Annotated in this window: 23 protein-coding genes and 1 pseudogene; 7 read left to right on the top strand and 17 right to left on the bottom strand. The window is 72.5% G+C overall.

Annotated features, from left to right (window positions below):
• Positions 1-65: 65 nt before the first annotated feature.
• The 4 genes and pseudogenes from MQP27_RS46425 to MQP27_RS46410 form a co-directional block, all read right to left on the bottom strand.
• On the bottom strand, positions 66-1,649 hold the full coding sequence (locus tag MQP27_RS46425) for an alkaline phosphatase D family protein (protein ID WP_242777302.1): 1,584 nt from the start codon (positions 1,647-1,649) through the stop codon (positions 66-68).
• A gap of 195 nt (positions 1,650-1,844) precedes the next feature.
• Positions 1,845-2,278: pseudogene (locus MQP27_RS46420) on the bottom strand (MocR-like pyridoxine biosynthesis transcription factor PdxR); the annotation flags it as partial.
• A 147-nt stretch (positions 2,279-2,425) separates the two neighbouring features.
• Entirely contained in the window at positions 2,426-3,256 is an 831-nt protein-coding gene (locus MQP27_RS46415) for an alpha/beta fold hydrolase (protein WP_242777238.1), read from the bottom strand.
• A gap of 110 nt (positions 3,257-3,366) precedes the next feature.
• Positions 3,367-4,020 (bottom strand): NADPH-dependent F420 reductase, encoded by a 654-nt coding sequence (locus MQP27_RS46410; RefSeq protein WP_242777236.1) that lies wholly within the window; start codon positions 4,018-4,020, stop codon positions 3,367-3,369.
• Positions 4,021-4,145: 125 nt separating this feature from the next.
• Between MQP27_RS46410 and MQP27_RS46405 the strand changes: the two genes are divergently transcribed.
• Positions 4,146-5,030, top strand: coding sequence for an RNA polymerase sigma-70 factor (locus tag MQP27_RS46405; RefSeq protein WP_242777234.1), 885 nt, complete (start codon positions 4,146-4,148; stop codon positions 5,028-5,030).
• An 18-nt stretch (positions 5,031-5,048) separates the two neighbouring features.
• Here MQP27_RS46405 and MQP27_RS46400 read toward each other — a convergent pair whose 3' ends face one another.
• Positions 5,049-5,537, bottom strand: a complete 489-nt coding sequence (locus MQP27_RS46400) for a DUF1360 domain-containing protein (RefSeq protein WP_242777232.1) — start codon at positions 5,535-5,537, stop codon at positions 5,049-5,051.
• A gap of 156 nt (positions 5,538-5,693) precedes the next feature.
• On the opposite strand from MQP27_RS46400, the gene MQP27_RS46395 reads away from it, so the two are divergent.
• On the top strand, positions 5,694-6,881 hold the full coding sequence (locus MQP27_RS46395; protein WP_242777230.1) for an amidohydrolase: 1,188 nt from the start codon (positions 5,694-5,696) through the stop codon (positions 6,879-6,881).
• Between the two features lie 7 nt (positions 6,882-6,888).
• Here the strand turns inward: MQP27_RS46395 and MQP27_RS46390 are convergent, their stop codons facing one another.
• Positions 6,889-7,299, bottom strand: coding sequence for an ANTAR domain-containing protein (locus tag MQP27_RS46390; protein ID WP_242777228.1), 411 nt, complete (start codon positions 7,297-7,299; stop codon positions 6,889-6,891).
• A gap of 240 nt (positions 7,300-7,539) precedes the next feature.
• On the opposite strand from MQP27_RS46390, the gene MQP27_RS46385 reads away from it, so the two are divergent.
• Together MQP27_RS46385 and MQP27_RS46380 are read left to right on the top strand one after the other, a co-directional pair.
• The gene (locus MQP27_RS46385) at positions 7,540-8,493 is read left to right on the top strand and encodes a helix-turn-helix transcriptional regulator (protein ID WP_242777226.1); all 954 of its coding nucleotides are present in this window, start codon (positions 7,540-7,542) and stop codon (positions 8,491-8,493) included.
• A 193-nt stretch (positions 8,494-8,686) separates the two neighbouring features.
• Positions 8,687-9,445 (top strand): GntR family transcriptional regulator, encoded by a 759-nt coding sequence (locus tag MQP27_RS46380; RefSeq protein WP_242777224.1) that lies wholly within the window; start codon positions 8,687-8,689, stop codon positions 9,443-9,445.
• Between the two features lie 118 nt (positions 9,446-9,563).
• On the opposite strand, the gene MQP27_RS46375 is transcribed toward MQP27_RS46380, so the two are convergent.
• The 3 genes from MQP27_RS46375 to MQP27_RS46365 form a co-directional block, all read right to left on the bottom strand.
• Positions 9,564-10,721, bottom strand: a complete 1,158-nt coding sequence (locus MQP27_RS46375; protein WP_242777222.1) for an ROK family protein — start codon at positions 10,719-10,721, stop codon at positions 9,564-9,566.
• Between the two features lie 117 nt (positions 10,722-10,838).
• A complete protein-coding gene (locus MQP27_RS46370; protein ID WP_242777220.1) occupies positions 10,839-11,501 on the bottom strand; it encodes a response regulator transcription factor in 663 nt (220 codons plus the stop codon).
• A 14-nt stretch (positions 11,502-11,515) separates the two neighbouring features.
• A complete protein-coding gene (locus MQP27_RS46365) occupies positions 11,516-12,670 on the bottom strand; it encodes a sensor histidine kinase (RefSeq protein WP_242777218.1) in 1,155 nt (384 codons plus the stop codon).
• Between the two features lie 108 nt (positions 12,671-12,778).
• On the opposite strand from MQP27_RS46365, the gene MQP27_RS46360 reads away from it, so the two are divergent.
• The 3 genes from MQP27_RS46360 to MQP27_RS46350 are packed head-to-tail and all read left to right on the top strand — an operon-like array spanning position 12,779 to position 14,899.
• Positions 12,779-13,699 (top strand): ABC transporter ATP-binding protein, encoded by a 921-nt coding sequence (locus MQP27_RS46360; protein ID WP_242777216.1) that lies wholly within the window; start codon positions 12,779-12,781, stop codon positions 13,697-13,699.
• A 2-nt stretch (positions 13,700-13,701) separates the two neighbouring features.
• Positions 13,702-14,424, top strand: coding sequence for an ABC-2 transporter permease family protein (locus MQP27_RS46355; protein ID WP_242777214.1), 723 nt, complete (start codon positions 13,702-13,704; stop codon positions 14,422-14,424).
• A 58-nt stretch (positions 14,425-14,482) separates the two neighbouring features.
• Complete coding sequence (locus MQP27_RS46350) at positions 14,483-14,899, top strand: hypothetical protein (protein ID WP_242777213.1); 417 nt, start codon at positions 14,483-14,485, stop codon at positions 14,897-14,899.
• Between the two features lie 3 nt (positions 14,900-14,902).
• Here the strand turns inward: MQP27_RS46350 and mug are convergent, their stop codons facing one another.
• From mug to MQP27_RS46310, 8 genes are all read right to left on the bottom strand, one after another.
• Entirely contained in the window at positions 14,903-15,451 is a 549-nt protein-coding gene (gene mug, locus MQP27_RS46345; protein ID WP_242777210.1) for a G/U mismatch-specific DNA glycosylase, read from the bottom strand.
• Positions 15,452-15,456: 5 nt separating this feature from the next.
• On the bottom strand, positions 15,457-16,899 hold the full coding sequence (gene purB / locus MQP27_RS46340; protein WP_242777208.1) for an adenylosuccinate lyase: 1,443 nt from the start codon (positions 16,897-16,899) through the stop codon (positions 15,457-15,459).
• Between the two features lie 95 nt (positions 16,900-16,994).
• Entirely contained in the window at positions 16,995-17,783 is a 789-nt protein-coding gene (locus MQP27_RS46335; protein WP_242777206.1) for an SGNH/GDSL hydrolase family protein, read from the bottom strand.
• Between the two features lie 82 nt (positions 17,784-17,865).
• Positions 17,866-18,879 (bottom strand): hemolysin family protein, encoded by a 1,014-nt coding sequence (locus tag MQP27_RS46330; RefSeq protein WP_242777204.1) that lies wholly within the window; start codon positions 18,877-18,879, stop codon positions 17,866-17,868.
• Positions 18,876-20,231, bottom strand: coding sequence for a hemolysin family protein (locus MQP27_RS46325; protein WP_242777202.1), 1,356 nt, complete (start codon positions 20,229-20,231; stop codon positions 18,876-18,878). The genes MQP27_RS46330 and MQP27_RS46325 overlap by 4 nt, the downstream gene beginning before the upstream one ends.
• A gap of 156 nt (positions 20,232-20,387) precedes the next feature.
• Entirely contained in the window at positions 20,388-20,813 is a 426-nt protein-coding gene (locus MQP27_RS46320) for a GNAT family N-acetyltransferase (protein ID WP_242777200.1), read from the bottom strand.
• Between the two features lie 60 nt (positions 20,814-20,873).
• The gene (locus MQP27_RS46315) at positions 20,874-21,764 is read right to left on the bottom strand and encodes an LLM class F420-dependent oxidoreductase (protein ID WP_242777198.1); all 891 of its coding nucleotides are present in this window, start codon (positions 21,762-21,764) and stop codon (positions 20,874-20,876) included.
• Between the two features lie 46 nt (positions 21,765-21,810).
• Entirely contained in the window at positions 21,811-24,378 is a 2,568-nt protein-coding gene (locus MQP27_RS46310; protein WP_242777196.1) for an ABC transporter permease, read from the bottom strand.
• Positions 24,379-24,382: the final 4 nt, after the last annotated feature.

The raw sequence follows: 24,382 nt of genomic DNA, 5'->3' as shown, positions 1-24,382 counted from the left end.
CACGGGACAGGGCCGCGCGCCGGGGGATGACGCCGGTGCGCGGCCCTGCTGAGAGGGTACGGGAGTTACTGGCCGACCCGGCCCGGCTGCAGCGTCTGGGTGAACAGCACCGTGCCGTCGTACTCGCGCAGACGGACCGTCAGCTCACCGCTGTCGCCGTCGATGTCGACCTCGCCGAAGAACTGGTAGCCCTCGGCCGGCGAGACGTTCGCGACGGTCGGCGCCTTCACGAACACCCGGTCCGGGCCGAACGTGCCGTCGAGCGCGTTGGCCTGGAAGGCGCCCGCGTTGAGCGGGCCGGAGACGAACTCCCAGAACGGCTCGAAGTCCTTGAACGCGGCCCGCGACGGGTCGTAGTGCTGGGCCGAGGTGTGGTGCACGTCGGCCGTCAGCCACACCGTGCCGGTGATGCGCCGGTGCTTGATGTACCGCAGCAGCTCCGCGATCTGCAGCTCGCGGCCCAGCGGCGCGCCCGGGTCGCCCTGGGCGACGGCCTCGAAGTTCGCCTTGCCCTCGACCGGGTCGGGTACGACCAGGCCGATCGGCATGTCCGCGGCGATGACCTTCCACACCGCGCGCGACCGGGACAGCTCGCGCTTGAGCCACTCCAACTGCTCGGCGCCCAGGATGCCCTGCGGGTCGACGGTCTGGTTGTCGGGGGAGTTGGCGTTGCGGTAGGTGCGCATGTCGAGCACGAACACGTCCAGCAGCGGGCCGTGGTTGACGACGCGGTAGATCCGGCCGTCCGGGCGGCCGCTGATGGTGCCGATGGGGAAGTACTCGGAGAAGGCCTGCCGGGAGCGCAGGGCCATGTCGTCGAGCTTCGTGCCGGCCGGGTAGGGCGTGCCGGTGCCGATGACCTCGCCCGGGTACCAGTTGTTGCGGACCTCGTGGTCGTCCCACTGGATGATGCTCGGCACCTGGGCGTTGAACCGGCGCAGCGCCGAGTCCAGCAGGTTGTAGCGGAAGTTGCCCCGGAAGTCGGCCAGGCTGACGGCGACGTGCGACTTCTCCTCGGTGGTGACGTTGCGGTACAGGCTGCCGTCGGGCAGCGCCTGCGTCGCCGAGATCACGCCGTCGGCGTAGATGTTGTCACCGCTGCACAGGAAGAAGTCCGGGTCCGTCTTCGCCATGGCGTCGAAGATCCGGTAGCCGCCGATCGACTCGTTGATGCCCCAGCCCTGGCCCGCCAGGTCGCCGGACCACACGAACTTGACGCCCTTGCGTCGCCTGGCGGGCGCCGTGCGGAAGGTGCCGATCACGGGCTCGCCGGTGCGGCGCGGGTCGTCGGGGTCGGCGAGCAGCACGCGGTAGTGGATCTGCTCGCCCGAGGGCAGCCCGTGCAGCCGGGTCGTACCGGTGAAGTCCGAGCCCTCGCCGAGCAGCGGGCCGTGCCATCTGCGCGGGTTGCGGAAGGACTCGGTCGCGGACGTCTCGACGACCATCCGGGCCGGCCGGTCGGAACGCACCCACACCAGACCGGAGTCGGTGGTCACGTCTCCCGCCTGCACGCCCCAGCCCGCCTTGGGCCGCCCGGACAGGGCGAACGCCGGGGCCGCGCCGAGGGCCGTGGGCAGGGTGAGGGCCGCCGACGCGGCGAGGGAGCCGCGCAGGACGCTGCGGCGGCCGGGGAACGGACGGTGTGACATGGATACGCCTCCAGGACGGGATCCGGCCAAGTGTGCGATGCCACAACTACTGGTGCGCCGCAGCGCACACGGAAACCACAAGTGAACAACTGACCGCGGGGGCAAGGGGACAGACACGCGGCCAGGCGGATGCCCGTGACGAAAGGGACGAGCCGACCGCCATTTCGCGCGCGTGTCACCCTCCGGCCATCGGGCCGTCGCCTCGGCCATCAGCCGTACACCCGCCCGGATTCGGGCGGGCGCCCGGCGCGCATAGCCCAGGACCAGCCGCACGCCCTTGCCGTCCTTCCGCCCGGCACGCGCGTGCGTGCAGTCGGTCAGTGGTCGCACCGCCGTTCCGGCCGCGGCCACGCGCGCATGGAAGAGCTCTTGGGGCCGCAGCGGCCCGGAAGGGCGGCGATGACGTGCAGCTCGGCGGCGATCCTGGCCACTTCGGCACCTGGGAAGTACTCGCTCGTGGTAGGTGAGCTGACAGCGGCGCAGGCGGCGGTCGTACGCCCCCCCCCGCGTTCCGCGAAGCGGGCGAACAGCGCCTGGTAGAGGCTGGGATGGCCGAGGTCCCTGGTGCGCTTGCGCTCGATCACCTCGTCGGCCGGTGAGTCCAGCACGAGCCGCCAGCCGAGCCGCAGCCACTGTTCTCCGGCCGCATCCCGGTTGCCGTCAGGACCGCTCGCCGGCACCGGCCCCACCCCCCCCGCCCAGCCCGTCCGCAGCTCCCCCGTCGGCGTCGGAGTCGCCCTCCGATCGGGGGCGTTGGCCCGCAGGCCCCGCCCGGGTCAGCGGCTGCCGTCGAGGATGACTCGGGCGACCAGTGCCGGGTCGTCGTTCATCGGGCAGTGCCCGCAGCCGGGCAGGCGTACCAGGCGGGCCCGGGGGATGATCTGCTTGGCACGCACCCCCTGCCTGCGCACGAGCAGCATGTCCCGGGTGCCCCAGGCCACCGTGACGGGCAGTCCCGGGATGTCGTCGGTGAACCGTACGGTGCCGCCCGCCCGGAGCGTGTCGTCGAACCCGGTGGCCTGTGCGAGCGCCAGCGTCTCGGCGACCACGGCCTCGGGTGAACGGCGGCCGGGCCGGGCGTAGATCGTGCTCGTCAGCATGGTGCGGCCGGCCGCCGAGCGCGACAGCCGCTCGACCAGCGGCAGCGGCAGCCGGCGCGCGATGCGGCGCATCGTGAGCAGGACGCCGAACGCGTAGCGCCGCTCCGCCTCCGACCAGAAACCGGCCGGCGAGAGAGCCGTCACGGACCGGACCAGCTTCTCGCGGCCCAGCTCCAGGGCGAGCAGCCCGCCGAGCGAGTTGCCCGCCACATGCGGACGGTCGAGCTCCAGCTCCTCGCAGAAGGCGCCGAACACGGCGGTCGTCGTGGGCAGGTCGTAGGCGAGCCCTTCCGGCAGCCCCGGGGACGCGCCGAAGCCGGGCAGGTCCACCGAGATCACGTCGCGCTCGGTCGCCAGGATGTCCACCACCGGGTCCCAGGCCTGCCGGTGGTGACCGATGCCGTGCAGCAGGAGCAGCGGCTCGCCGCGGCCCACGCGCGCGTAGGAGACGGTCACGGGCTGCGGGCCGCGTGGGGAGGGGACCTTGAAGGAGACGGTGGCGGACATGGGGGTGCTCCTCGGCTGGGGCTCGCTGACGGACGCCGTGTAGACAGCTTGTCAGCAATTGCTACCGACGGGTAGCCCCCAGATGCGTCGACCTCACCGCCGTACCGCCCTCAACGCGCCCTGCGCACCTCCAGGTTGAACTCGGCGTGCCCCAGGGTGCGGAACAGGTCGAGCCACAGCGGCAGCAGCATCTCCACGCTGCGTGCCGAGCGGATGCCACCCAGGTCGAGCACCCGGTGCGGCGGCCAGCCGAACTCCCCGAGCATGCGCGTGACCTGCTCCTTGGCGTCCGCGTCGTCCCCGCAGACGAACACCTGGTGCTCGCCCGGCACCAGCGAGGGCTCCACCATCACCCTGGAGTTGACGGTGTTCAACGACTTCACCACGCGCGCGTGCGGGAACGCACGCTGGATCCGCTCGCCCATGCTGTCGGACTCCACGGGATCCAGCCGCAGCTCGCCGTCCTCGAACGCCATCGGGTTGGAGACGTCGAGGACGACCTTCCCGTCCAGGTTCGCCGCCCCGGCCGCCTCCAGGGCCGCGAGCGCCACCCGCCCGCCCACGGCGACCAGGATCACCTCCGCCGACGAGGCCGCCTCCGCGAAGGTGCCGGCCCGCGCGCCCGCACCGGTGTCGCGCGCCCACTCCAGCGCCGCCGGGTTGTCCTTCGTACGGGAGCCCAGCGTCACCTCGTGGCCCAGCTGCGCCAGTTTGCCGCCGAGGGTCCGGCCCACCTCGCCCGTGCCCAGAACCGCGTACCGCATGGCCACCTCCGCACGTCGGGCCGCCGACCGCCTCGGCGGCTCGCGGTCATTCTGCTACCGGACACGCGTACCGGACACGCGGAATTCTCCTAGACATGGCCGGACGCGTCGCATGGGATGGAGCCGTGACGACCGACACCGAGACCGACGTCTTCGAAGAGCACCGTCCCGTCCTGCTGGGGGTCGCCTACCGCATGCTCGGGCGCGTGGCCGACGCGGAGGACGTCGTCCAGGAGGCCTGGCTGCGCTGGTCCGGCGCCGACCGCGGCGACGTACGCGAACCGCGCGGCTACCTGGTGCGCATCACCACCCGCCTGGCCATCGACCGGCTGCGCCAGGTCAAGGCGCGCAACGAGGCGTACGTCGGCCCCTGGCTGCCCGAGCCGTACGTCACCGACTTCGGGGACACCGTCCCGGACACCGCCGAGCGGGCCGTGCTCGCCGACTCGGTGTCCCTCGCCGTCCTGGTCGTCCTGGAGTCCCTGTCGCCGCTGGAGCGCGCGGTGTTCGTCCTGCGGGAGGCCTTCGGATATCCGTACGCCGACATCGCCGCGATGCTCGACCGCGGCGAGCCCGCGGTGCGGCAGCTCGCCGGGCGGGCCCGCAAGCACGTGGAGGAGCGGCGGCCGCGCTACGACGTGGATCCGGGCCGGCGCCGCGAGCTCACCGAGCGGTTCCTGGCCGCCGCCGGGGAGGGCGACCTGGAGGGCCTGATGGCGCTCCTGGCGCCCGACGTCCGCCTTGTGGGCGACAGCGGCGGCAAGTCGCGGGCGCCGCTGCGGATCCTCGAGAGCGCCGACAAGGTGGGCCGGTTTCTCATCGGCGCCGCGCAGAAGGGCGTACCGGACCCGTCGTACCGCTTCATGGAACTCAACGGCGGCCCCGCCCTGGTCGTCCTGTCGGCGGACAAGCCCGACAGCGTCTTCCAGCTGGACGTCCACGAGGGCCGCATCCAGGCGGTCTACATCGTCCGCAACCCCGACAAGTTGCGCACGCTGGTGACCGACTAGCCACCGGCCCTGTGCGTCTCAGTCCTCGGCCGTCTGCTGGGTCCACGTCCAGGCGTACTGCAGCCAGTCCGCCAGGGTGACGGCACCGAGGCCCGCGCAGACCAGCCGGGTCGCCCGGGGAACGGCGGTGTACCCGCACACCAGGGCACCGGCCGCCCACACCGAGGTGCAGAAGGGGCAGGACACCAGGTCGCCGACGGCCCGGCGCAGGCCCGTGCCGCGCGGCTCGTCCAGCACCTCGGGGCCCTGGCCCTCGGCGCTGCGGCGGGTGAACGGTGCCCGTACAAAGCTGGTGATCTTGTCGTTGGACAGCAGCCGGGAGGTCTTGTACGTCGCCGCGCCCAGCAGGGCGACGTCCCACGGCGGCACCCGCGCGGGCAACGGCACCCCGCGCCGCCGCACACCCGCGACGAACCCGGCGGCGCCCGCCGTGAAGGCCGCGGCCAGGGCGGCATAACCCGCGAGGGGCGTCTCGCCGTCGTCGTACTGCGCGGTCTGCGCCGTCATCGAGTCTCCCTGGGGTGCGTCGGGATCTTTCTGTCGAGGACGCCGAGTTCCCCGGGCCGTGCCGCCCACACGCGGGGGCGGGACGTGCGGTGTGGACGGGGCGTGGAGTGAAACCCGGAGGGGAAACGTCCGTACCCCGCACGCCCGGGAGGCCAGGTGTCCCGTACCTCCGACGCCGCATACCGCAGGATCCACGACGAGGTGGCCGCCCGGGCCGAGGCGCTGTGGCAGGTGGCCTCATCGCTGCACGCCGATCCGGAGTACGCCTTCGAGGAGCGGCGGGCCGCCGAGCTGCTGACGGGCGAGCTGCGGCGGGCCGGCTTCGAGGTGAGCGAGGGCGTGGCAGGGATGCCGACGGCGTTCGTGGCGCGCTCGGGCGCGAGCCGCCCCGCGGTGGCGCTGCTACTGGAGTACGACGCCCTGCCCGGTCTGGGCCACGCCTGCGGCCACAATCTCATCGCCGCCGCCGGTCTCGGCGCCGCCCTCACCGCCCGCGCCGTGCTCGACGGCGGCGAGGGCACGGTGCTGGCCGTGGGCGGCCCGGCGGAGGAGGGCGGGGGCGGCAAGGTCCTGGAAACGGAGGCGGGGCTCTTCGACTACGTCGACGCCGCGCTGATGTTCCATCCCGGGGTGCACGACTGGGTCCGGGCCCCGCTGACGGCGCAGGAGCAGTACCGGGTCGGCTTCCGCGGACGGGCCGCCCACCCCACCGGCAACCCCACCGAGGGCATCGACGCGCTGGCCGCCCTCGTCGAGCTGTTCAACGTGCTGGCCGTGCTCGGCCGCCGGCTGCCCGAGGCCTCCCACGTCCAGGGCATCGTCACCCACGGCGGCGAGGCCACGAACATCGTCCCCGAGTACGCGGAGGGATTGTTCGGCCTGCGCGCCGCGACCACCGGGGCACTGGACGAACTGGCCGCGCAGCTCGACGAATGCGCTGCCGGCGTGGCCCGGGCCACCGGGACGACCCCGGTGGTCGAACGCGCCACGCTCCGCTACGAGCACTTCCGCGACAGCGAGCCGCTCTCCGAGCGCTTCGCCGCCCACCTGGCCCGCCCGGGCATCCGGCTGACCCCGCCCGAGCGCGGCGTGTACCTCGGTTCCTCCGACATCGGGAACGTCAGCGCCCGGGTCCCGGCGATCCACCCCTTCGTCGCGATCATGGACGAGGACGGCTCCGACCACACGCCCGAGTTCGCCGTGGCCGCGGCCTCGGACCGGGCCCGCCAGGTCCTCACGGCGGTCACGGAGGCGCTGGCGTGCACAGCGGTCGACGTCCTGGGCGACACGGAGCTGCGGGACCGGGCGTGGAGCGCGTACGGCCGCTCCGCCACGGGCCGCTGACTCACGCCTACCCGGCCGACGGGCCGCCGGGCGGACCGTCCGAGTTCTTCACGCGGGTGCCGTGACAGGCGGCCGGTTCCGGGGGCGTGCGTCGCCGCTCCGGCCGCTCCTGGCCCGGAGCGAAGCGCAGGCGTCTCCCGTCGACCAGCGTCGCGCGCAGGGCGTCGGCGATCCCGTCCGGCAGCCCTTCGCCGTCGGCCCAGCGCAGAATGTGCTCCGCGATGTGCCGCAGCTTGACGTTGCTGCGCTGGGAGACCTGTTGGAGCAGTTCCCAGCCCTCCCCGGGGCGCAGGCCGTGCGCTCTCAGCACCCCGATCGCCTGGTCGACGACGGCGTGCGAGACCAGGGCACGGCGCAGCTGTTCGACCTCCTGCCGCAGGGCGGCGAGCTGCTCGGTCGGTTCGTTCTGCTCCGTCATGCGTGTGTGACCCGCCGTCCCTCACTGCCCTGACGACGTACGAGGCCACGGCGCACGGCACGATGCCGTTCCGATCCACTCTGGGCGTGCGCGCCCTGCGGCCACGAGCCCGGAGACGAACGGGATCGCCGTCGGCCGTCCGGAAAACGAAAGACCTCGGCCGACACCCGGCACCGGGCCCTCGTCCCGGCATGCCCTTTGCGGGTAGGACACCGCGAGGTCGGGGGTAGCAGGAAAGCCGTGCAGAAACTCACCTTCGACAGCGACGACCTCGGCCACATCGAGGACTTCCTCAGCCGCGCCTACGCCAGCATGCGCATCGGCAACGGCGGTCCCGAGGGGAACAGGGCGCGCATCGACCGCGCCGCCATCGACTCGGTCAGCATCGACGAGCTCGACCTGGACTTCGCCATGGACTACTCGGTGACGCCGCTCGGCCGCATCTGCCTGTGCCTCGTGCACGAGGGCACCATCGAGGACCACGGATACCAGGGCGTGGAGGACTCCTTCGGGCCCGGTGACGTGGTCTCCTTCGCCCCGCCGGAACTGCCGTACCAGGGACGGATCCGCAGCGCCCGCTACAACATCACCATGCTGGACCCGGCCCTGCTGACGCAGGTCGCGGCGGACGCGTCCGGCGGCCGGCCCGTCCGGCTGACCGGGCACCGGCCGTACTCCGCCGCGGCGGCGGACCGACTGCGCCAGACCATCGTCTACGTGCGTGACCACGTCCTGGCCTCGCCTGCGACTGCGGAGCAGCCGCTGGTCGCCTCCACCGCCGCCCAGCACCTCGCCGCGAGCGTCCTGGCCGCGTTCCCCAACACCGCGCTCACCGATCCGACGAGCACCGACCGCCGGGACTCCCACCCGGCCGTGCTGCGCCGTGCGCTGGCCTACGTCGACGACCACGCCGACGAGCCCGTCACGGTGGCGGACATCGCCGCCGCGGCCCATGTCACCGTCCGCGCGCTGCAGTACGCCTTCCGCCGTCACCTCGACACCACGCCGCTGGCCCATCTGCGCCGGGTCCGGCTCGCCCACGCCCATCTGCAGCTGGCCGACGCCGACCCAGGGACCGGTGTCACGGTCACGGAGATCGCGGCGCGCTGGGGCTTCTACCACCCCGGCCGCTTCGCCGCCCTGTACCGCAGCGCGTACGGGCGGTCGCCGCACCACACCCTGCACGGTTCCTGACGCCGGTCCGCGGACCGACGGCGGCGGAACCGGAACCTCCACCTCGCAAGCGCTTTCTCAGTGATCCCTGTGGGATCACTGATTGGTCTTGACCAAGGGTTTGGGCCGCCCTATGGTCGCAGATAAGTGCAACAACCTTTAATAAACAAGGGCGCTAAAACGCCGCCGGACCACGGCGATTGCGGAGGACAGGGTGGGGACCACGCAGCTGGAATCGGTGCCGGAACCGAAGTACTGGCATCTCAAGACCGTGCTCAGTGAGGCACTGGACTCCGAATTCTCCGTGGGCGAGATCCTGCCCAACGAGCGCGACCTCGCCGCTCGCTTCGGCGTCGCCCGCGCGACGCTGCGCCAGGCGCTGGAGCAGCTCGAACTGGAGGGCAGGCTGCAGCGCCGCCGCGGTGTCGGTACGACCGTCGCGCCCCCGCGCATGGGCGTGGCCGTCGGCAGCCGGCAGCACGCCTGGCCGGACGCCGGGGACGACTGGCAGGCCGTCGACTGCACGGTGACGGCCCCGCCCGCGGCCGTCGCCGCCGCGCTGGAGACCGGCCCGGACGAGGCCGTGCACACGGTCCGCCGCTCACGTGTCTCGCACGGCCAGCCCGTCGCCGCGGAACTGCTCTACGTCCCGGCCTCGTCGGTGCCGGCCCTGTCCGCCATAGACGCCCCGTCCGGACCGGCACGCGCGCGTGGGGTGCTGCGCGAGCTGCAGCGGCTGGAGCTCGACGGCCGGGAGAGCGCCGTGGAGCTGGGCTCCGCGCGGGCCGAGGACGCCAAGGAGCTGGACCGGCTCCCGGGCGCGCCCGTCCTCGTCGTCACCACCCGCTTCCTCGTCGAGGGGCGCGTCGCCGCCCTCTCGGTGGCCACCTACCGGGCTGACACCTGCCGTCTGACCTTCGGTGACGCGGGTGGCGTGGTGATCGACGAGGGACCGGAGCGCCGGGCCTCCTGACGCGGATCCTCGAACTGACGCGAATCCTCCAACGCCGTGCGCCCCGGAACTCCTCCGGGGCGCACGGCGTTCGAAGAACAGAGGCCCACGGGGAGCGGCCTCGACCACTCGGCGTCCGTCAGCGCCGAGCCGTCGCCGTGCCCTCGACCGCGAAGAGCTGTTCCTCGACGTGGTCGAGCGCCAGCCGCAGCGCGCCCGTCGCCACCGCGGCCTCGCCGAGGAGGGACAGCGCCACCTTCGGCGGGCGCAGGCAGTAGCGGGCGAGTTCGCGCCGCAGCGGCTCCAGGACACCGTCGAGGCCGGCCGCCCAGCCGCCGACGACGACGAGTTCCGGGTCCAGGGCGAGGACCAGGGCGGCGACGTCGTGGACGAGGCGCTGGATGAAGCGGTCCACGGCCGCGCGGGCCCGCTGGTCGCCCTCGCGGGCCTGTGCGAAGACCTCGGCGACGGCCTGCTCGTCGAGCGGATGGAGCGGTTCGTCCGTCGTCGACAGGAGGGTTTCGGGGGTCGCCTCGCGGCCCAGCAGATGCAGTGCGCCGATCTCACCGGCCGCCCCGCCGTAGCCGCGGTGCAACTGCCCGCCGATCAGCGAACCCGCCCCGGGGCTCAGCCCCGCGAGGACCATCACGACGTCGTCCGACTCCGTCGCGGCACCCTTCCAGTGCTCGGCGACGGCCGCGGCGTTGGCGTCGTTCTCGACCAGCACCGGGCACTTGAAGGACCGGCTCAGCCGCTCGCCCAGGTGCAGCCCCGTCCACTCGGGCAGCGCCGTCCCCAGCCGTACCGTTCCGTCGGCCTCGACGATGCCCGGCGTCGCGACCCCCACCGCCCGCAGGGAGTTGCGCGGAACGCCGGCCCGGCGAAGCAGCTCGGCGACCGCCGTGCGCAGCCGCTCCAGGCGCTCGTCGGCCGACGCCGTCTCGTCGACGTCCTTGGCCTGCGCGCCCAGCACCCGCCCGTCCAGGTCGGCGAGGAGCGCGGCCACCCGGTGCGGACCGATCTCCAGGCCCAGCAGATGCCCCGCCTCGGCCCGGAAGCGGAACCTGCGCGCCGGCCGTCCCTGACGCCGGACCACGCTCTCGTCGGCGGCCTTCTCGACGACGTAACCGGCCTCTATGAGGCCCTCGACGACCCCCTCGACCGTCGGCCGGGACAGTCCCGTCACCCGGGTGATCTCGGTCAGCGTCGCGCAGTCCGTGGCGCGCAGCGCGTGCAGCACCACCGCGGAGTTGATCCTGCGCAGCAGCGAGGGATCCCCGCCGGTCAGCCGCCCCAAGGTCCGTCCTCCCAGGTTGTGCGCGTGTTGGCCGGATCGTACAGGGCGTTCCGCCGCGTCGGGCCGGCTGTGGGCCGCTTTTGGTCTGCGGCGCCGCCCTGCCGCGCCCTTCACCTGTCACCCCGGCGCCACGAATCCCGACTCGTACGCCGCGATCACCGCCTGGGTGCGATCCCGCGCTCCCAGCTTTGCCAGGACGGCGCTCACATGGGACTTCACGGTCTCCGTGCCGACGACCAGGCGGGCGGCGATCTCCGTGTTGGACAGCCCCCGCGCCATCAACCGCAGCACCTCGGCCTCCCGTTCGGTCAGTCGGGCCCGGTCCATCGCCGCCCGGGCCGCCCTGTTCCCGCCGCTCCGCCCGTACTCGGCGGCCAGTTGCCGCACGGAGGCGGGGAACAGCAGTGACTCGCCCTCCGCCACCAGCCGCACGGCGTGCACGATCTCGGCCGGCCGGGCCCGCTTGAGCAGGAACCCGTCCGCGCCGGCCCGCAGCGCCTCGTACACGTACTCGTCGTTCTCGAAGGTCGTCACCACGAGGATCTTCGGCGGCGCGTCGACCGTGCGCAGCACCGCGCGTGTGGCCTCGATGCCGTCCAGCAGCGGCATCCGTACGTCCATGGCGACCACGTCGGGCCGCAGTTGTCGCACCAGCGGAATCACCGCCGCCCCGTCAGCCGCCTCGCCGACCACCTCGATGTCGGGCTGTGCCTCCAGCACGGCACGCAGACCGGCGCGTACGAGGGGCTCGTCGTCGACGAGGAGAACGGTGACCGGCATCCGGCCAGCGTAGATCAACTCAACGGCAGCTCCACATGCACCTGCCAGTCACCCTCGTCGGGCCCGGTGTGCGCGCGACCGCCCAGCAGGGCCGCGCGCTCGCGTATCCCGCGCAGCCCGCTGCCCCGGCCGGGCCCGGCTATGTCGGCGGTCAGCGGATTGCGCACCTCCAGCACGAGGAGCCGGCCCGCGACCTCGATGCGGACGCGCACGGGAACCGCTCCCGCGTGCCGCAGCACATTGGTCAGCGCCTCCTGGAGGATGCGGTAGCCCTCGCGGGACACCGGCCCGGGTATCGACTCCAGCGGGCCGGACACCTCCGCGTCCAGCTTCGCGCCGGACGCGCGCGCCGACTCCAGGAGCCGGTCGGCGTCCGCCAGCGTGGGACGGCTGCCGACCGGGCGCTCCGACTCCCGCAGCACGCCGAGCACCCGTTCCAGGTCCTCCAGCGCGGCCCGGCCCGTCTCCTCGATGGCGGCCAGGGCCCGGCCGGTGAACTCCGGGTCGCCCGCCGCACGCGCCGCACCCGCCTGCACCACCGCCACGGTGAGCGCATGGCCGATGGAGTCGTGCAGCTCGCGCGCGATCCGGTTGCGCTCCAGGAGCTGTTCCGTACGCGCCTCCATGGCTTCCAGGCGCTCGGCGGCGGACGGGCCCAGGAGCCGCCGGGCGACGGCGGTGACCAACTCGCCCAGGCCCACGACCACCCCGTACAGGACGATCAGCGGCAGCGGTACCAACAGGGCGTACGCCCAATGGGGTTGGGCTTCGCCGAGGACCGGTATCTCGTCGGGGACGCGCCCGCGGGCTGTCTCGGCCAGCTGGAAGGCGATCACGGGCAGCCAGACGCAGCTCGCCGCGGCAACACCGCCCAGTGCCATGCGCACTTCGAGCCACAGCACGGTGCGCAGCCGGTCCCGCCAGGTCGCCGCCGGGCTCAGGGAGATACCGGAGTGCTCCTCGCCCGGCGTCAGCAGCAACCGCGCCTGCACGCCCTCGCCGTGCCGCACCGCCGGGACGAGACCGGCCGGCACGAGCGCCGCCGCCGGTATCCACCACGTCGACATGTCGATGTAGAGCCACACGCTGACGATCAGCATCGGCACCCACAGGTGCATCAGCCGTGTGTACGTCGTCCCCCGGACCAACGGGCGCAGAAAGCGGGCCATTTCGTCATCGTGCCAGCCGCCACTGACAACGGGCCTCCCCCGGCCGGGGGAGACGATCCACACCGGCGGGGGAGGAGCGCGCCCCGCCCCACCGGCCAGGCTGCCACCATGACCAGCATCGACGTCCACGCCCTCACCAAGGAGTACGGCGGCAGACGCGCCGTGGACCAGCTCACCTTCACCGTCCGGCCCGGCCGCGTCACCGGCTTCCTCGGCCCCAACGGCGCCGGAAAGTCCACCACCATGCGGCTCGTGCTCGGCCTCGACCGCCCCACCTCGGGCTCCGCCACGATCGGCGGCCGCCCCTACGCGACGCTGCGCGAACCCCTCCGCCACGTCGGCGCCCTGCTCGACGCCGAGGCCGCGCACGGCTCCCGCACCGGACGCGACCACCTCCGCGCCCTTGCCGTCAGCAACCGGATCCCGCAGCGCCGGGCGGACGAGGTCCTGGAGGAGACGGGGCTCGCCCTGGTCGCGCGGCGCCGGGTGAAGACGTACTCCCTCGGCATGCGCCGGCGACTGGGCATGGCCGCCGCGCTGCTCGGCGACCCCGAGGTCGTCATGCTCGACGAGCCCTCCAACGGCCTCGACCCCGAAGGCATCGTCTGGATCCGCGGGTTGCTCCGCCGCCTCGCGGGGGAGGGCCGTACGATCCTGGTCTCCAGCCACCTCATGAACGAGACCGCGTCCTTCGCCGACCACCTCGTCGTCCTCGGCCGGGGACGGCTGCTGGCCGACACCCCGATGCGGGAGTTCATCGACGCGCGCGTGCGACCACGGGTGCGGATCCGCACGACCGACGCGACCGGCCTGAGGACCGTGCTCGGCCGGCACGGGTACGACGCCGTGGAGCACGAGGAAGGGCACTGGAGCGTGGACCACGCGCGCGTGGACGACATCGGCCGCCTCGCCTCCGGCGCGGGTGTCCCGATCCTCGAACTCGCCGCGGAGGAGGGCACGTTGGAGCAGGCCTATCTCGAACTCACCGGCTCCGAAGCCGAGTACACCGCGCAGCGACAGGAGGCCTGACCATGGAATTCACGCCCGTGCTCCACTCGGAGTGGCTCAAGATCCGCACGCTGCGGTCGCTCGTCGCCGGCCTGTGCGCGGTGCCGGCCGCCGTCGTGCTGTTCTCCGCGCTCGCCGGCCTGGACAGCGACGGTCCCGACTTCGACCCGCTCTTCTCGGTGTTCTTCGGCGTCAGCTTCGGACAGATCGCGGCGATCGCCTTCGCCACGAGCGCGGTGGCCGCCGAGTTCAGGGGCGGCGCGCTGCGGGCGACGCTGGCGGCGGTGCCGCGGCGGGGGCGGTGGTTCGCGGCCAAGGCGGTCGCGATCGCCGTTCCTGTCCTGGTGGTGGGGTTGGTGACGGGAGGGGTCGCACTCGCCGTGGGCACGGCCGCGCTCGGCACGGAGGCGGACGGGCTGACGGTCGGTGAGGAGTTGCGCGGGGCCGTGGGGTGCGCGCTGTATCTGACGCTGATGGCCCTGCTCGCGGCGGGCCTCACGGCGGTGTTGCGCAGCGGCGTCGCGACGCTGAGCATCCTCATCCCGTTCCTGCTCATCGTCTCGTTCGTGATCGGGGACATGTCCGGTTCGGTGGCGGACGTACTGCCGGACCGCGCGGGGCAGATGATCCTCCACGACACAGGGGAAGGGCTGCTCGGGCCATGGAGCGGGCTCGCGGTGACGGCGCTGTGGGCGGGGGTTGCGTTGGGGGCGGGGGCGTGGAGCGTGCGACGCCGGGATGCCTGACCCCGCGAGGTGGCTGACGGCCCGCCAAATGTCAGTGCCGACGGCAATACTGGATCACATGGACAGCGACAAGCACCTCGCCAAGCTCGACGCGCTGTGCTCGGCGGACCTCACGGCCGAGTACACGGAGTCGGACCTGTACCTGGCGGGACCCGGTTACCGCATAGTGCGGTTAGTGGTGGCCCAGGCGGAGACCGTGGACGACCTGCACGCGTACGGGCTGTACATCTCCCAGGCGCTGAACGCCCGTTGGGGCGAGCAGCACGACCCCTGGGGGATGCTCACCCTGCGCGTGCGCGACGAACGCGGGGAGGACATACCGGAACCCTGGCTCGTGACCAGCCGCCTCATGGACCAGCTGTACCTGTGGCAGCCACCTGGCACGGACCGCTGGATAGCTCTCGGCGTCGCGGACCGGCCGCCGGCCGAAGGACCGCACCTGCTCGCAGTCGCCGCGGACATAGCTCCCGTGTAACCCCTAGGAACCCTCCGCCGCCACCCGCAACCGCGCGAACTCCTCCGCCATCGTCGCCGCCGTCCAATGCGCGTTCAGGCCGCTCGGGTTCGGCAGTACCCACACCCGCGTCTCACCGAACACCCTCTCCTGCGGCCCCACCTGCGCCCTCCGGTCGCCGAACGCCGCCCGGTACGCCGTCACCCCCACCACCGCCAGCCACCTCGGCCGAAGCCGTGTCACCTTCTCGGCCAGCAGGCGGCCACCCTCGCGGTACTCCTCCGCGCTCAGCTCGTCGGCCCGCGCCGTCGCCCTCGCCACGACGTTCGTGATGCCGAGCCCGTACGACAGCAACTCCTCCTGTTCCGCCGGCCTGAGCAGCCTCGGCGTGAACCCGGACAGGTGCAGCACCGGCCAGAAGCGGTTGCCGGGGCGGGCGAAGTGATGGCCCGTTGCCGCGGTCATGAGGCCGGGGTTGATGCCGCAGAAGAGGACGGAGAGGCCGTCCGCGACCACGTCGGGGACGAGGCGGTCGCGGGCGGCCTCCAGTTCCGCCTGGGTGAAGCGGGTCAAGCGGGTCAGAGGATCGCCCCCGGCGTGTAGCCCGCGGCCTCCGGGTGCTGCTTGAGGATCTCCTCGACACGGCCGACGACCGCGGCGACCTGGTCGGCCGCGGCGCCCGTGAAGGAGAGCTTGTCGGCCATCAGCGCGTCCAGCGCGGCACGGTCGAGCGGGATGCGTTCGTCGGCGGCGAGCTTGTCGAGCAGCTCGTTGCGCTCGGCACCCTGCTCCCGCATCGCCAGCGCGGCGGCGACGGCGTTCTCCTTGATCGCCTCGTGCGCGACCTCACGCCCGACCCCCGCACGCACCGCGCCCATCAGCACCTTGGTGGTGGCGAGGAAGGGCAGGTAGCGGTCCAGCTCGCGGGCCACGACCGCCGGGAACGCGCCGAACTCGTCCAGCACCGTCAGGAACGTCTCCAGCAGGCCGTCCAGCGCGAAGAACGCGTCGGGAAGAGCCACCCGGCGCACCACCGAGCAGGACACGTCGCCCTCGTTCCACTGGTCGCCCGCCAGCTCGCCCGTCATCGAGGCATAGCCGCGCAGGACGACCATGAGGCCGTTGACGCGCTCGCAGGACCGCGTGTTCATCTTGTGCGGCATCGCGGAGGATCCGACCTGGCCCGGCTTGAAGCCCTCGGTCACCAGCTCGTGCCCGGCCATCAGACGGATCGTCTTGGCCAGGGAGGAGGGAGCGGCGGCCAGCTGCACGAGCGCCGTCACGACCTCGTAGTCCAGCGAGCGCGGGTAGACCTGGCCGACCGAGGTGAACGCCTGCGAGAAGCCCAGGTGGGCCGCGATCCGCCGCTCCAGGTCGGCCAGCTTCGCCGCGTCGCCGCCCAGCAGGTCCAGCATGTCCTGCGCGGTGCCGACCGGGCCCTTGATGCCGCGCAGCGGGTAGCGGTCGAGGAGCTCCTCGACCCGGCCGTACGCCACGAGAAGCTCGTCGGCGGCGGTCGCGAAGCGCTTGCCGAGCGTGGTGGCCTGCGCGGCCACGTTGTGGGAACGGCCGGCCATGACCAGCTCGCCGTACTCACCGGCCAGCTTGCCCAGACGCGCCAGCACGGCCACCGTACGGTCGCGCATCAGCTCCAGCGAGAGCCGGATCTGCAGCTGCTCGACGTTCTCGGTGAGGTCGCGGGAGGTCATGCCCTTGTGCACGTGCTCGTGCCCGGCGAGGTCGTTGAACTCCTCGATCCGCGCCTTCACATCGTGCCGCGTGACCTTCTCGCGCTCGGCGATCGAGGCCAGGTCGACGGTGTCGAGGACGCGCTCGTAGTCTGCGATCGCCGCGTCCGGCACCTCGATCCCGAGGTCCTTCTGCGCCCGCAGCACGGCGAGCCAGAGCTGCCGCTCCAGCTTCACCTTCTGCTCGGGCGACCAGAGCGTGGCGAGCTCGGCGGAGGCGTAGCGTCCGGCGAGGACGTTCGGGATGCGGGGCTTGGCGGGAGCGGAAGTCACGTAGACGGATTCTACTGGCGATTCGTGCAGGCCAGCGCCACGGCCCTGTTCGTCGGATGCTACGAGAGGCAGCGGCCGACGCGGATGACGTCGTCCTACGCCGTCGGGTCCTGGTAGGGCAGCAGGTCCGGGCGCTTCGGGGGCAGGCCGTCGCCCGAGGAGCGGCCGGTGAGGCGGCGGCCGATCCACGGCAGCAGATGCTGCCGGGCGAACCGGACGTCCGCGACCCGCCGAGCGCCCCACCCGGGCGGAAGCGTGGCCGGCAGCGGCGTACGCCACTCCGTGTCCTCGGGGTCGTACCCGAGCGTCTGCCAGACCGCCTCGGCGACCCTGCGGTGGCCCTCGGGCGTCAGGTGCAGCCGGTCCACGTCCCACAGGCGCGGGTCGGCGAGCGACGGGGCACCGTACAGGTCCACGACCAGCGCGCCGTGCCGTTCGGCGAGCTCGTCCACCACGGCGAACAGCTCCTCCATGCGCGGCCGGAACCGCTCCAGGACCGGGCCACGGCGGCCGGGGCTGCGCATCAGGACCAGCTGCTTGCAGGCCGGGGCCAGCCGCTCCACGGCCTCGGTCAGCAGCCCCCGTACCCGCCCCATGTCGCACTTGGGGCGCAGCGTGTCGTTGAGGCCGCCGACGAGGGTGATGACGTCGGCGCCCATCGCGGCCGCCACCTCCACCTGCTCGTCGACGATCTGGCCGATCAGCTTGCCGCGCACGGCGAGGTTGGCGTACCGGAACCCGGGCGCGGCGGCGGCCATCCGCCCGGCGAGCAGGTCGGCCCAGCCCCGGTACGAGCCGTCGGGCAACAGGTCCGACATGCCCTCGGTGAAGGAGTCGCCGACCGCGACCAGGCTGTTGTACGGGGGAGTGGGATTCGTCTGCATGGCGTCAGAGATGGTATCCCGACCCCATACCCGTCGGTCGGTCGGCCTCCGCGCCGCCGAGACCCGCCCCGGCCGGACGATGTCAGGCCCGCTGCCCGAACAGCTCCCGCAGCACGTCCTCCATGGTCACCATCCCCTCCAGCCGCCCGTCCTCGCCGAGTACGGCCGCCAGATGCGTACGGCTGCCGCGCATCGCGGTGAGCACGTCGTCCAGGGGCGTCGCGGCCCGCACGCGCGCGATGGGCCGCATGTCCCGCACCTGGAAAGGCTCCTTGCGCGGCGAGGCGTCCAGCGCGTCCTTCACATGGAGGTAGCCGACGATCCGGCGGCCCTCGTCGACCACGGGGAAGCGGGAGAAGCCCGACTCGGCCGACAGCCGCTCCAGCTCCTCCGGCGTGACGCCCACGCGCGCGTACACCACGCGTTCCAGCGGGAGCACGACGTCGCGGACCGGGCGGCGGCCCAGTTCCAGCGCGTCGTTCAGGCGCTCGCGCGCACGGTCGTCGATCAGGCCCGCCTCGCCGGAGTCCCGCACGATCCGGGCCAGTTCCGCGTCCGAGAAGGTGGCCGCGACCTCGTCCTTGGTCTCCACCCTCAGCAGCTTCAGCAGGGTGTTCGCGAAGGCGTTGATCGTGAAGATCACCGGGCGCAGCGCCCGGGCCAGGGCGACCAGCGGCGGGCCGAGCAGCAGGGCGCTGCGGACCGGCTCCGCGAGCGCGATGTTCTTCGGCACCATCTCGCCGAGAAGCATGTGCAGATACGTCGCCAGCGTCAGCGCGATCACGAAGGACACCGCGTGCCCGGCGCTCTTCGACACGCCCACGGCGTGGAACACCGGCTCCAGGAGGTGCGCGATCGCCGGTTCCGCGACCACACCCAGCACCAGCGTGCACAGCGTGATGCCGAGCTGCGCCGCCGCCAGCAGGGCCGACACGTGCTCCAGGCCCCACAGCACGCTTTTCGCCCGCCGGTCGCCCTCCTCGGCGTACGGTTCGATCTGCGAACGGCGTACGGAGATCAGCGCGAACTCGGCGCCCACGAAGAAGGCGTTGACGACCAGCGTCGCGAAACCGATCAGCAGCTGTACGGCGGTCATCGGGCCTCCCCCTGCTCGTCCTTCACGTGAGCCGCGCCATCCTCGTCGTCGAAGGGCGCGTGCATCAGCACCCGCGCCGCCCGCCGCCCCGACGCGTCCACCACGTCCAGCCGCCATCCGGCGACCTCGACGGTGTCGCCGACCGCGGGGATCCGGCCCAGCTCCGACGCCACGAGACCGGCCAGCGTCTCGTACGGCCCCTCGGGGACCCGCAGCCCCACGCGGGCGAGCTGGTCGACCCGTGCCGAGCCGTCGGCCGAGTACAGGGCGCGTCCCTCGTCGTCGCTGCCCGCGGGCGCCAGGTCGGGTGTCTCGTGCGGGTCGTGCTCGTCGCGGACCTCGCCGACGACCTCCTCGACGATGTCCTCAAGGGTGGCCACGCCCGCCGTACCGCCGTACTCGTCGATGACGACGGCCATCGTGCGCTTGCCGGAGAGCCGGTCCAGGAGGCGGTCGACGGTGAGCGACTCCGGGACGAGGAGCGGCTCGCGCATGATCTCGGAGACGGGCACGCGCGTGCGCCGCTCGGCGGGTATCGCGAGCGCGTCCTTGATGTGCGCGGTGCCCACGACCGAGTCGAGGCCGCCGCGGTGCACCGGGAAGCGGGACAGGCCCGTCGCCCGGGTCGCGTTCGCCACGTCCTCGCAGGTCGCCTGGGCGTCCAGGGCGATGACCTGGACGCGCGGGGTCATCACGTTCTCCGCGGTGAGGTCGGCGAGGTTCAGCGTCCGTACGAACAGTTCGGCGGTGTCCGCCTCCAGGGCACCCTCCTTCGCGGAGTGCCGGGCCAGCGCCGCCAGTTCCTTCGGGCCGCGCGCGGAGGCGAGTTCCTCGGCGGGCTCCAGGCCGAAGCGGCGCACCACGCGGTTCGCCGTGTTGTTCAGGTGGGTGATGAAGGGGCGGAAGGCCGCGCTGAACCAGCGCTGTGCGTTGCCGACCGTCTTGGCCACCGGCAGCGGCGAGGAGATCGCCCAGTTCTTGGGCACCAGCTCGCCGACGACCATCAGGAAGACCGTCGACAGCGCGGTGCCGAGCACCAGCGCCAGGGAGCTCGCCGCCGATGCCGGGATGCCGAGCGCCTCCAGCGGACCCGCGATCAGCTTCGCGACCGAGGGTTCGGCGAGCATGCCGACGACCAGGTTGGTGACGGTGATGCCGAGCTGTGCGCCGGAGAGCTGGAAGGTCAGGTTCCGTACGGCCTTCAGGGCGCCGGCGGCACCCCGCTCGCCGCGCTCCACGGCCCGCTCCAGCTCGCCCCGCTCGACCGTGGTCAGCGAGAACTCGGCCGCGACGAAGGCGCCGCAGGCGAGCGAGAGCAGGATCGCCACCAGCAGGAGGAGCACTTCGGTCATCGGGTCACCTCCGTCCCATGATCGGGCAGGGGCGGGAGGAACGCGCGATGTCGTGCGCCGCGCGCACTACTGGGGGGCTCGTCCATGGGGGGACGCTCACACCTTTCATTGGAGGACCGAAGCGACCCCCCAATGGTAAAGGATCGGCAAAGGTGGTCAGTCGGTGAGGGGCTTCACCCAGCGCCGCCACTGCTCCTCGGGCGTGTACCCGGCCGCGCGCCAGGCATGGTGGGCGGTTTCGTTCCGCGTCAGCACCATCGCGTCGCCGCGGCGCCCGCCCAGCCGTACGAACCGTTCCTCGGCCGCCGCCAGCAGCGCCGAGCCGATGCCCTGCCGGCGCCGCTCGGGGTGCACCGCGAGCCGGTACAGATGGCAGCGCCAGCCGTCGAAGCCCGCGATCACCGTGCCGACCAGCTCGCCGCCCTGCTCGGCCAGGATCAGCGCCTCCGGGTCCCGGTGGACCAGGCGCTCCACGCCGTTACGGTCGTCGCTGATGCTCGTACCCTCGGCGGCCGTCTTCCAGAAGGCCAGCACGGCGTCGAGGTCGGCGGGGTCGGCGGCTCGTATGCGCAGATCAGTCATACGGCGATCACATCACCCACGCCCGTCCCGGACCCGGAATTCCAGCATCCGGACGGCCGCTCACCGTCCGCTCAACTCCGCGACGACCGGCGCGAACGCCTCCATGTACGGCTCCAGGACCGTGAGATACGAGAAGCCGTACTGCTCGCGCCGGGCCAGCACCTGGGCGACGATCTCGTCCACCGTGCCGATCAGCAGGATCGGCAGCTCCAGCGCCCCCTCCACGGTCGCGCCGGGCACCCGCTCGACCAGGGGGCGCACGGCCGCCTCACGGTCGTCGGTGACGGCCACCATCTGCAGGAGCAGGTTGAGTTCCGCCGGCTCCTCGCGGCCCTCGGCCAGCCGCAGATAGCGGGCCACGTTCTCCTCCAGCTCCGCGGCCGTGACGGGCAGCAGCTGGCCCGTCGTGCTGCCCGGCGCGAGACGCGCGCCCGTGAAGGCGGCGATGTCGGCGTGCTGCGCGGTGAGCCGCATCATCCGTTCGCCGTTGCCGCCGATCAGCAGCGGCACCCGGGGCTTCTGCACCGGCCGCGGCTGGTGATCGGGTGAGCCGAGCAGCCGGTCCAATTCCTCGACGGTGCGCCGCAGATGGTCCACGCGCTCGCGCGGCGAGCCGAACGGCAGCCCGGCCGCCTCGTGTTCGGACCCCACGTATCCGGTGCCGAGGCCGAGTTCGAGGCGCCCGCCGGTCAGCGCGTCCGTCGTCGCCACCTCGCGGGCCAGCAGCGTCGGGTTCCAGAAGCCCGCGTTGAGCACGAAGGTGCCCAGGCGTGGCCGTTCGGTCGCCTCGGCCGCCGCGACCAGGGCCGGAAAGGGCGCGGGTGCCCCCAGATGGTCGGGGGCGAGGATGACGTCGTAACCCAGTTCCTCGGCCCGGCGGCACTTGGCGCGCCACTCCTCGGCGGGTGCGGCGGTGAGCAGGTTGACCCCGAAACGGAAGGGACGCGGCATGAACTCGCCTCACTCTCGTGTGACTTGAGCACCTGCCGTCATCCCATCACTCGTGCGCGATGGCCGCCAGCACATTCATGCGGGATGCACGCAACGCGGGCAGCAGCGCCGCCACGATGCCCACCACGGCCGACCCGACGACCACAACGACGATCGTGCTCCATGGGACCGCGAGCGCCTTCATCCCCTGCAGCTCCAGCACCTGTTGGATGCACACGCCCCAGACCAGACCGAGCGCCAGTCCCAGGACCGCGCCGAAGACCGCGATCACCACCGACTCCAGCCGGATCATCCGGCGCAGCTGGCGCCGCGCGAGTCCGATGGCCCGCAGCAGCCCGATCTCGCGGGTGCGCTCGACGACGGACAGGGCAAGGGTGTTGACCACGCCGAGCACCGCGATGATGATCGCGAGCCCGAGCAGCGCGTACACGAGGTAGAGCAGTACGGCGATCTGGTCGTGCACCAGCTTCTTGTAGTCGGCCTGGTCGCGGGCCTGGACCTGCGGATAGGGCTTGAGGGTCCGCTCCAGGTTCTTGCGCAGCTGGTCCGCGCTCGTGCCGGAGGACTTGTCGACGTAGAGGGCGGAGTCCTGGCCGCCGGGCACGTACTTCTCGACGGTCGCGATCCCGAAGAACAGCCCGCCCTGCATGCCGAAGCCCTCGGACTGGTCCTGGTCGGTGAGCGCGCCGACCTTCATCGTGGTCTTCCGTCCGGCCGGGAACTCGACCGGGATCGTGCTGCCGAGCCGTACGCCGTGGTCCTTCGCGAAGTCGACGTCCATGCCGAGGTTCCCGGCCGCCAGGGCGTTCGCCGTGTCGCCGGACGCGTATGTGACGTGTGCGACGTCGTCGACCCCGTCGTCGTAACCCGCGGCCGTCGTCTCGACGCGCTTGCCGTCCGGGAGCGTGACGGCGACCGGTGCGAACCGCTGCCGTACGACGAGACCGACGCCCTCGGTGCCGCGCACCTTGTCGGTGACCTCGTTCGAGAACGGCACGAAGTTGTTGTTCTGGATGACGAAGTCGGCGCCCAGCGTCTTGTCGATCTGCTGGTCGAAGGACTTCGACATCGAGGCGCTGGCGACCGACATGCCGCCGACCAGGGCGAGCCCGACCATCAGGGCGGCCGCGGTGGCGCCGGTACGGCGCGGGTTGCGCAGGGCGTTGCGCTGACTCATCCGGCCGACCGAGCCGAACAGGGCGGGGAAGGCCCCGCCGAGGACCCGGATGACCGGGCGGACCAGGAGCGGGCCCGCGACGACGGTCGCGATCAGCGTCAGGACCACGCCCAGGCCGAGCAGCGAGGCCGACGAGGCGGTCTTCGAGGAGGCGGCGCAGCCGGCGAGCGCGGCCGCGCCGAGCACGCCGATCACCGAGCCGACGATCGCCCGGACCTTCAACGGCCGCCCCACGCCCGCGACTTCGGCGTCCGCGAGCGCGGCCATCGGCGAGACCGTCGCCGCGCGGCGGGCCGGGAGGTAGGCGGCCACGAAGGTGACGCCGACGCCGACGACGTACGCGGCCACGGGAGTTCCCCAACCGACCACCATCTCCGTGGTCTTGAGGTTCATCCCGAACACGCCCATCAGCTTGATCAGACCGGCCGCCAGGCCGATGCCCGCCGCGAGGCCCAGCGTCGAGCCGACCAGGCCGAGCAGGACCGCCTCCGTGAGCACGGACCGGCGCACCTGCCGCCGGTCGGCGCCGAGGGCGCGGAGCAGGCCCAGCTCGCGGGTGCGCTGGGCGATCAGCATGGAGAACGTGTTGACGATCAGGAAGATCCCGACCAGGACCGCGATCCCGGCGAAGCCGAGCATCACGTACTTGATGACGTCGAGGAACCCGCCGAGGTCCTCGGCGGCCGACTTGGCGTGCTCGTCGGCGGTCTTGACGTCGTAGGCGGAGGTGCCGACCACGGCGGCGACCCGCTGCTTGAGGACGGGGTCGGTCACGCCCTTGGCCGCGTCGACCGAGATGCTCGTGGCCCTGCCCGGCGCGCCGAGCAGCTGGGTCGCCGCGGTCACCGGGTCGAGGAAGACCAGGGCCGCACCCGGGTTGGTGGTGGTGAAGGTGGCGATGCCGACGATCCGGACCTTGAAGCTGCCCGGCTCGGCCTGCACGGTCAGGGTGTCGCCGATCCTCACGTGCTTCTTGTCGGCGGTGTCGGCGTCCAGGAGCGCCTCGCCGCCGCTTCGCGGGGCATGCCCCGAGGTGAGCTTCACGGGGCTGCGGGCGGTCAGGAACCAGTCGGAGGCGATGGTGGGGGCGCCGGTGGTCGGGCCGACGTTCTTGTTCCTGCTGTCGACGACCGTGATGTTCTCGACGCTCACGTCGGCGTGCGCGGCGGCGACGCCGTCGACCTTCGCCACCCGGTCCGCGAGCGAGGCGGACAGGGTCTCGGCCGCGCCCGTCGGCACCTGGGACTTGAGGTCCTGCTTCGGCTCGACCGTCACATCGGCCGAGGTGGAGGCGAACAGCCGGTCGAAGGTGCGGGTGACGGTGTCGGAGAAGATCAGGCTGCCCGCGACGAACGCCACGGACAGGACGATCGCCAGGGCGGAGAGCAGCAGCCGCCCCTTGTGGGCGAGGAAACTCCGCAGCGTGGCCTTCAGCACCGGC

It is taken from the genome of Streptomyces cylindrosporus (genome assembly GCF_022698165.1).
Taxonomy (GTDB): Bacteria; Actinomycetota; Actinomycetes; order Streptomycetales; family Streptomycetaceae; genus Streptomyces; species Streptomyces cylindrosporus.
The sequence above is the reverse complement of the archived record's forward strand: the minus strand, read 5'-3'. Positions and strand labels throughout refer to the sequence as shown.

Coding starts and splice junctions, on each gene's coding strand:
- MQP27_RS46425 (WP_242777302.1), bottom strand. CDS start 1,649: ATGTCACACCGTCCGTTCCCCGGCCGCCGCAGCGTCCTGCGCGGCTCC.
- MQP27_RS46415 (WP_242777238.1), bottom strand. CDS start 3,256: ATGTCCGCCACCGTCTCCTTCAAGGTCCCCTCCCCACGCGGCCCGCAG.
- MQP27_RS46410 (WP_242777236.1), bottom strand. CDS start 4,020: ATGCGGTACGCGGTTCTGGGCACGGGCGAGGTGGGCCGGACCCTCGGC.
- MQP27_RS46400 (WP_242777232.1), bottom strand. CDS start 5,537: ATGACGGCGCAGACCGCGCAGTACGACGACGGCGAGACGCCCCTCGCG.
- MQP27_RS46390 (WP_242777228.1), bottom strand. CDS start 7,299: ATGACGGAGCAGAACGAACCGACCGAGCAGCTCGCCGCCCTGCGGCAG.
- MQP27_RS46370 (WP_242777220.1), bottom strand. CDS start 11,501: ATGCCGGTCACCGTTCTCCTCGTCGACGACGAGCCCCTCGTACGCGCC.
- MQP27_RS46365 (WP_242777218.1), bottom strand. CDS start 12,670: ATGGCCCGCTTTCTGCGCCCGTTGGTCCGGGGGACGACGTACACACGG.
- MQP27_RS46360 (WP_242777216.1), top strand. CDS start 12,779: ATGACCAGCATCGACGTCCACGCCCTCACCAAGGAGTACGGCGGCAGA.
- MQP27_RS46355 (WP_242777214.1), top strand. CDS start 13,702: ATGGAATTCACGCCCGTGCTCCACTCGGAGTGGCTCAAGATCCGCACG.
- MQP27_RS46350 (WP_242777213.1), top strand. CDS start 14,483: ATGGACAGCGACAAGCACCTCGCCAAGCTCGACGCGCTGTGCTCGGCG.
- MQP27_RS46335 (WP_242777206.1), bottom strand. CDS start 17,783: ATGCAGACGAATCCCACTCCCCCGTACAACAGCCTGGTCGCGGTCGGC.
- MQP27_RS46330 (WP_242777204.1), bottom strand. CDS start 18,879: ATGACCGCCGTACAGCTGCTGATCGGTTTCGCGACGCTGGTCGTCAAC.
- MQP27_RS46325 (WP_242777202.1), bottom strand. CDS start 20,231: ATGACCGAAGTGCTCCTCCTGCTGGTGGCGATCCTGCTCTCGCTCGCC.
- MQP27_RS46320 (WP_242777200.1), bottom strand. CDS start 20,813: ATGACTGATCTGCGCATACGAGCCGCCGACCCCGCCGACCTCGACGCC.
- MQP27_RS46315 (WP_242777198.1), bottom strand. CDS start 21,764: ATGCCGCGTCCCTTCCGTTTCGGGGTCAACCTGCTCACCGCCGCACCC.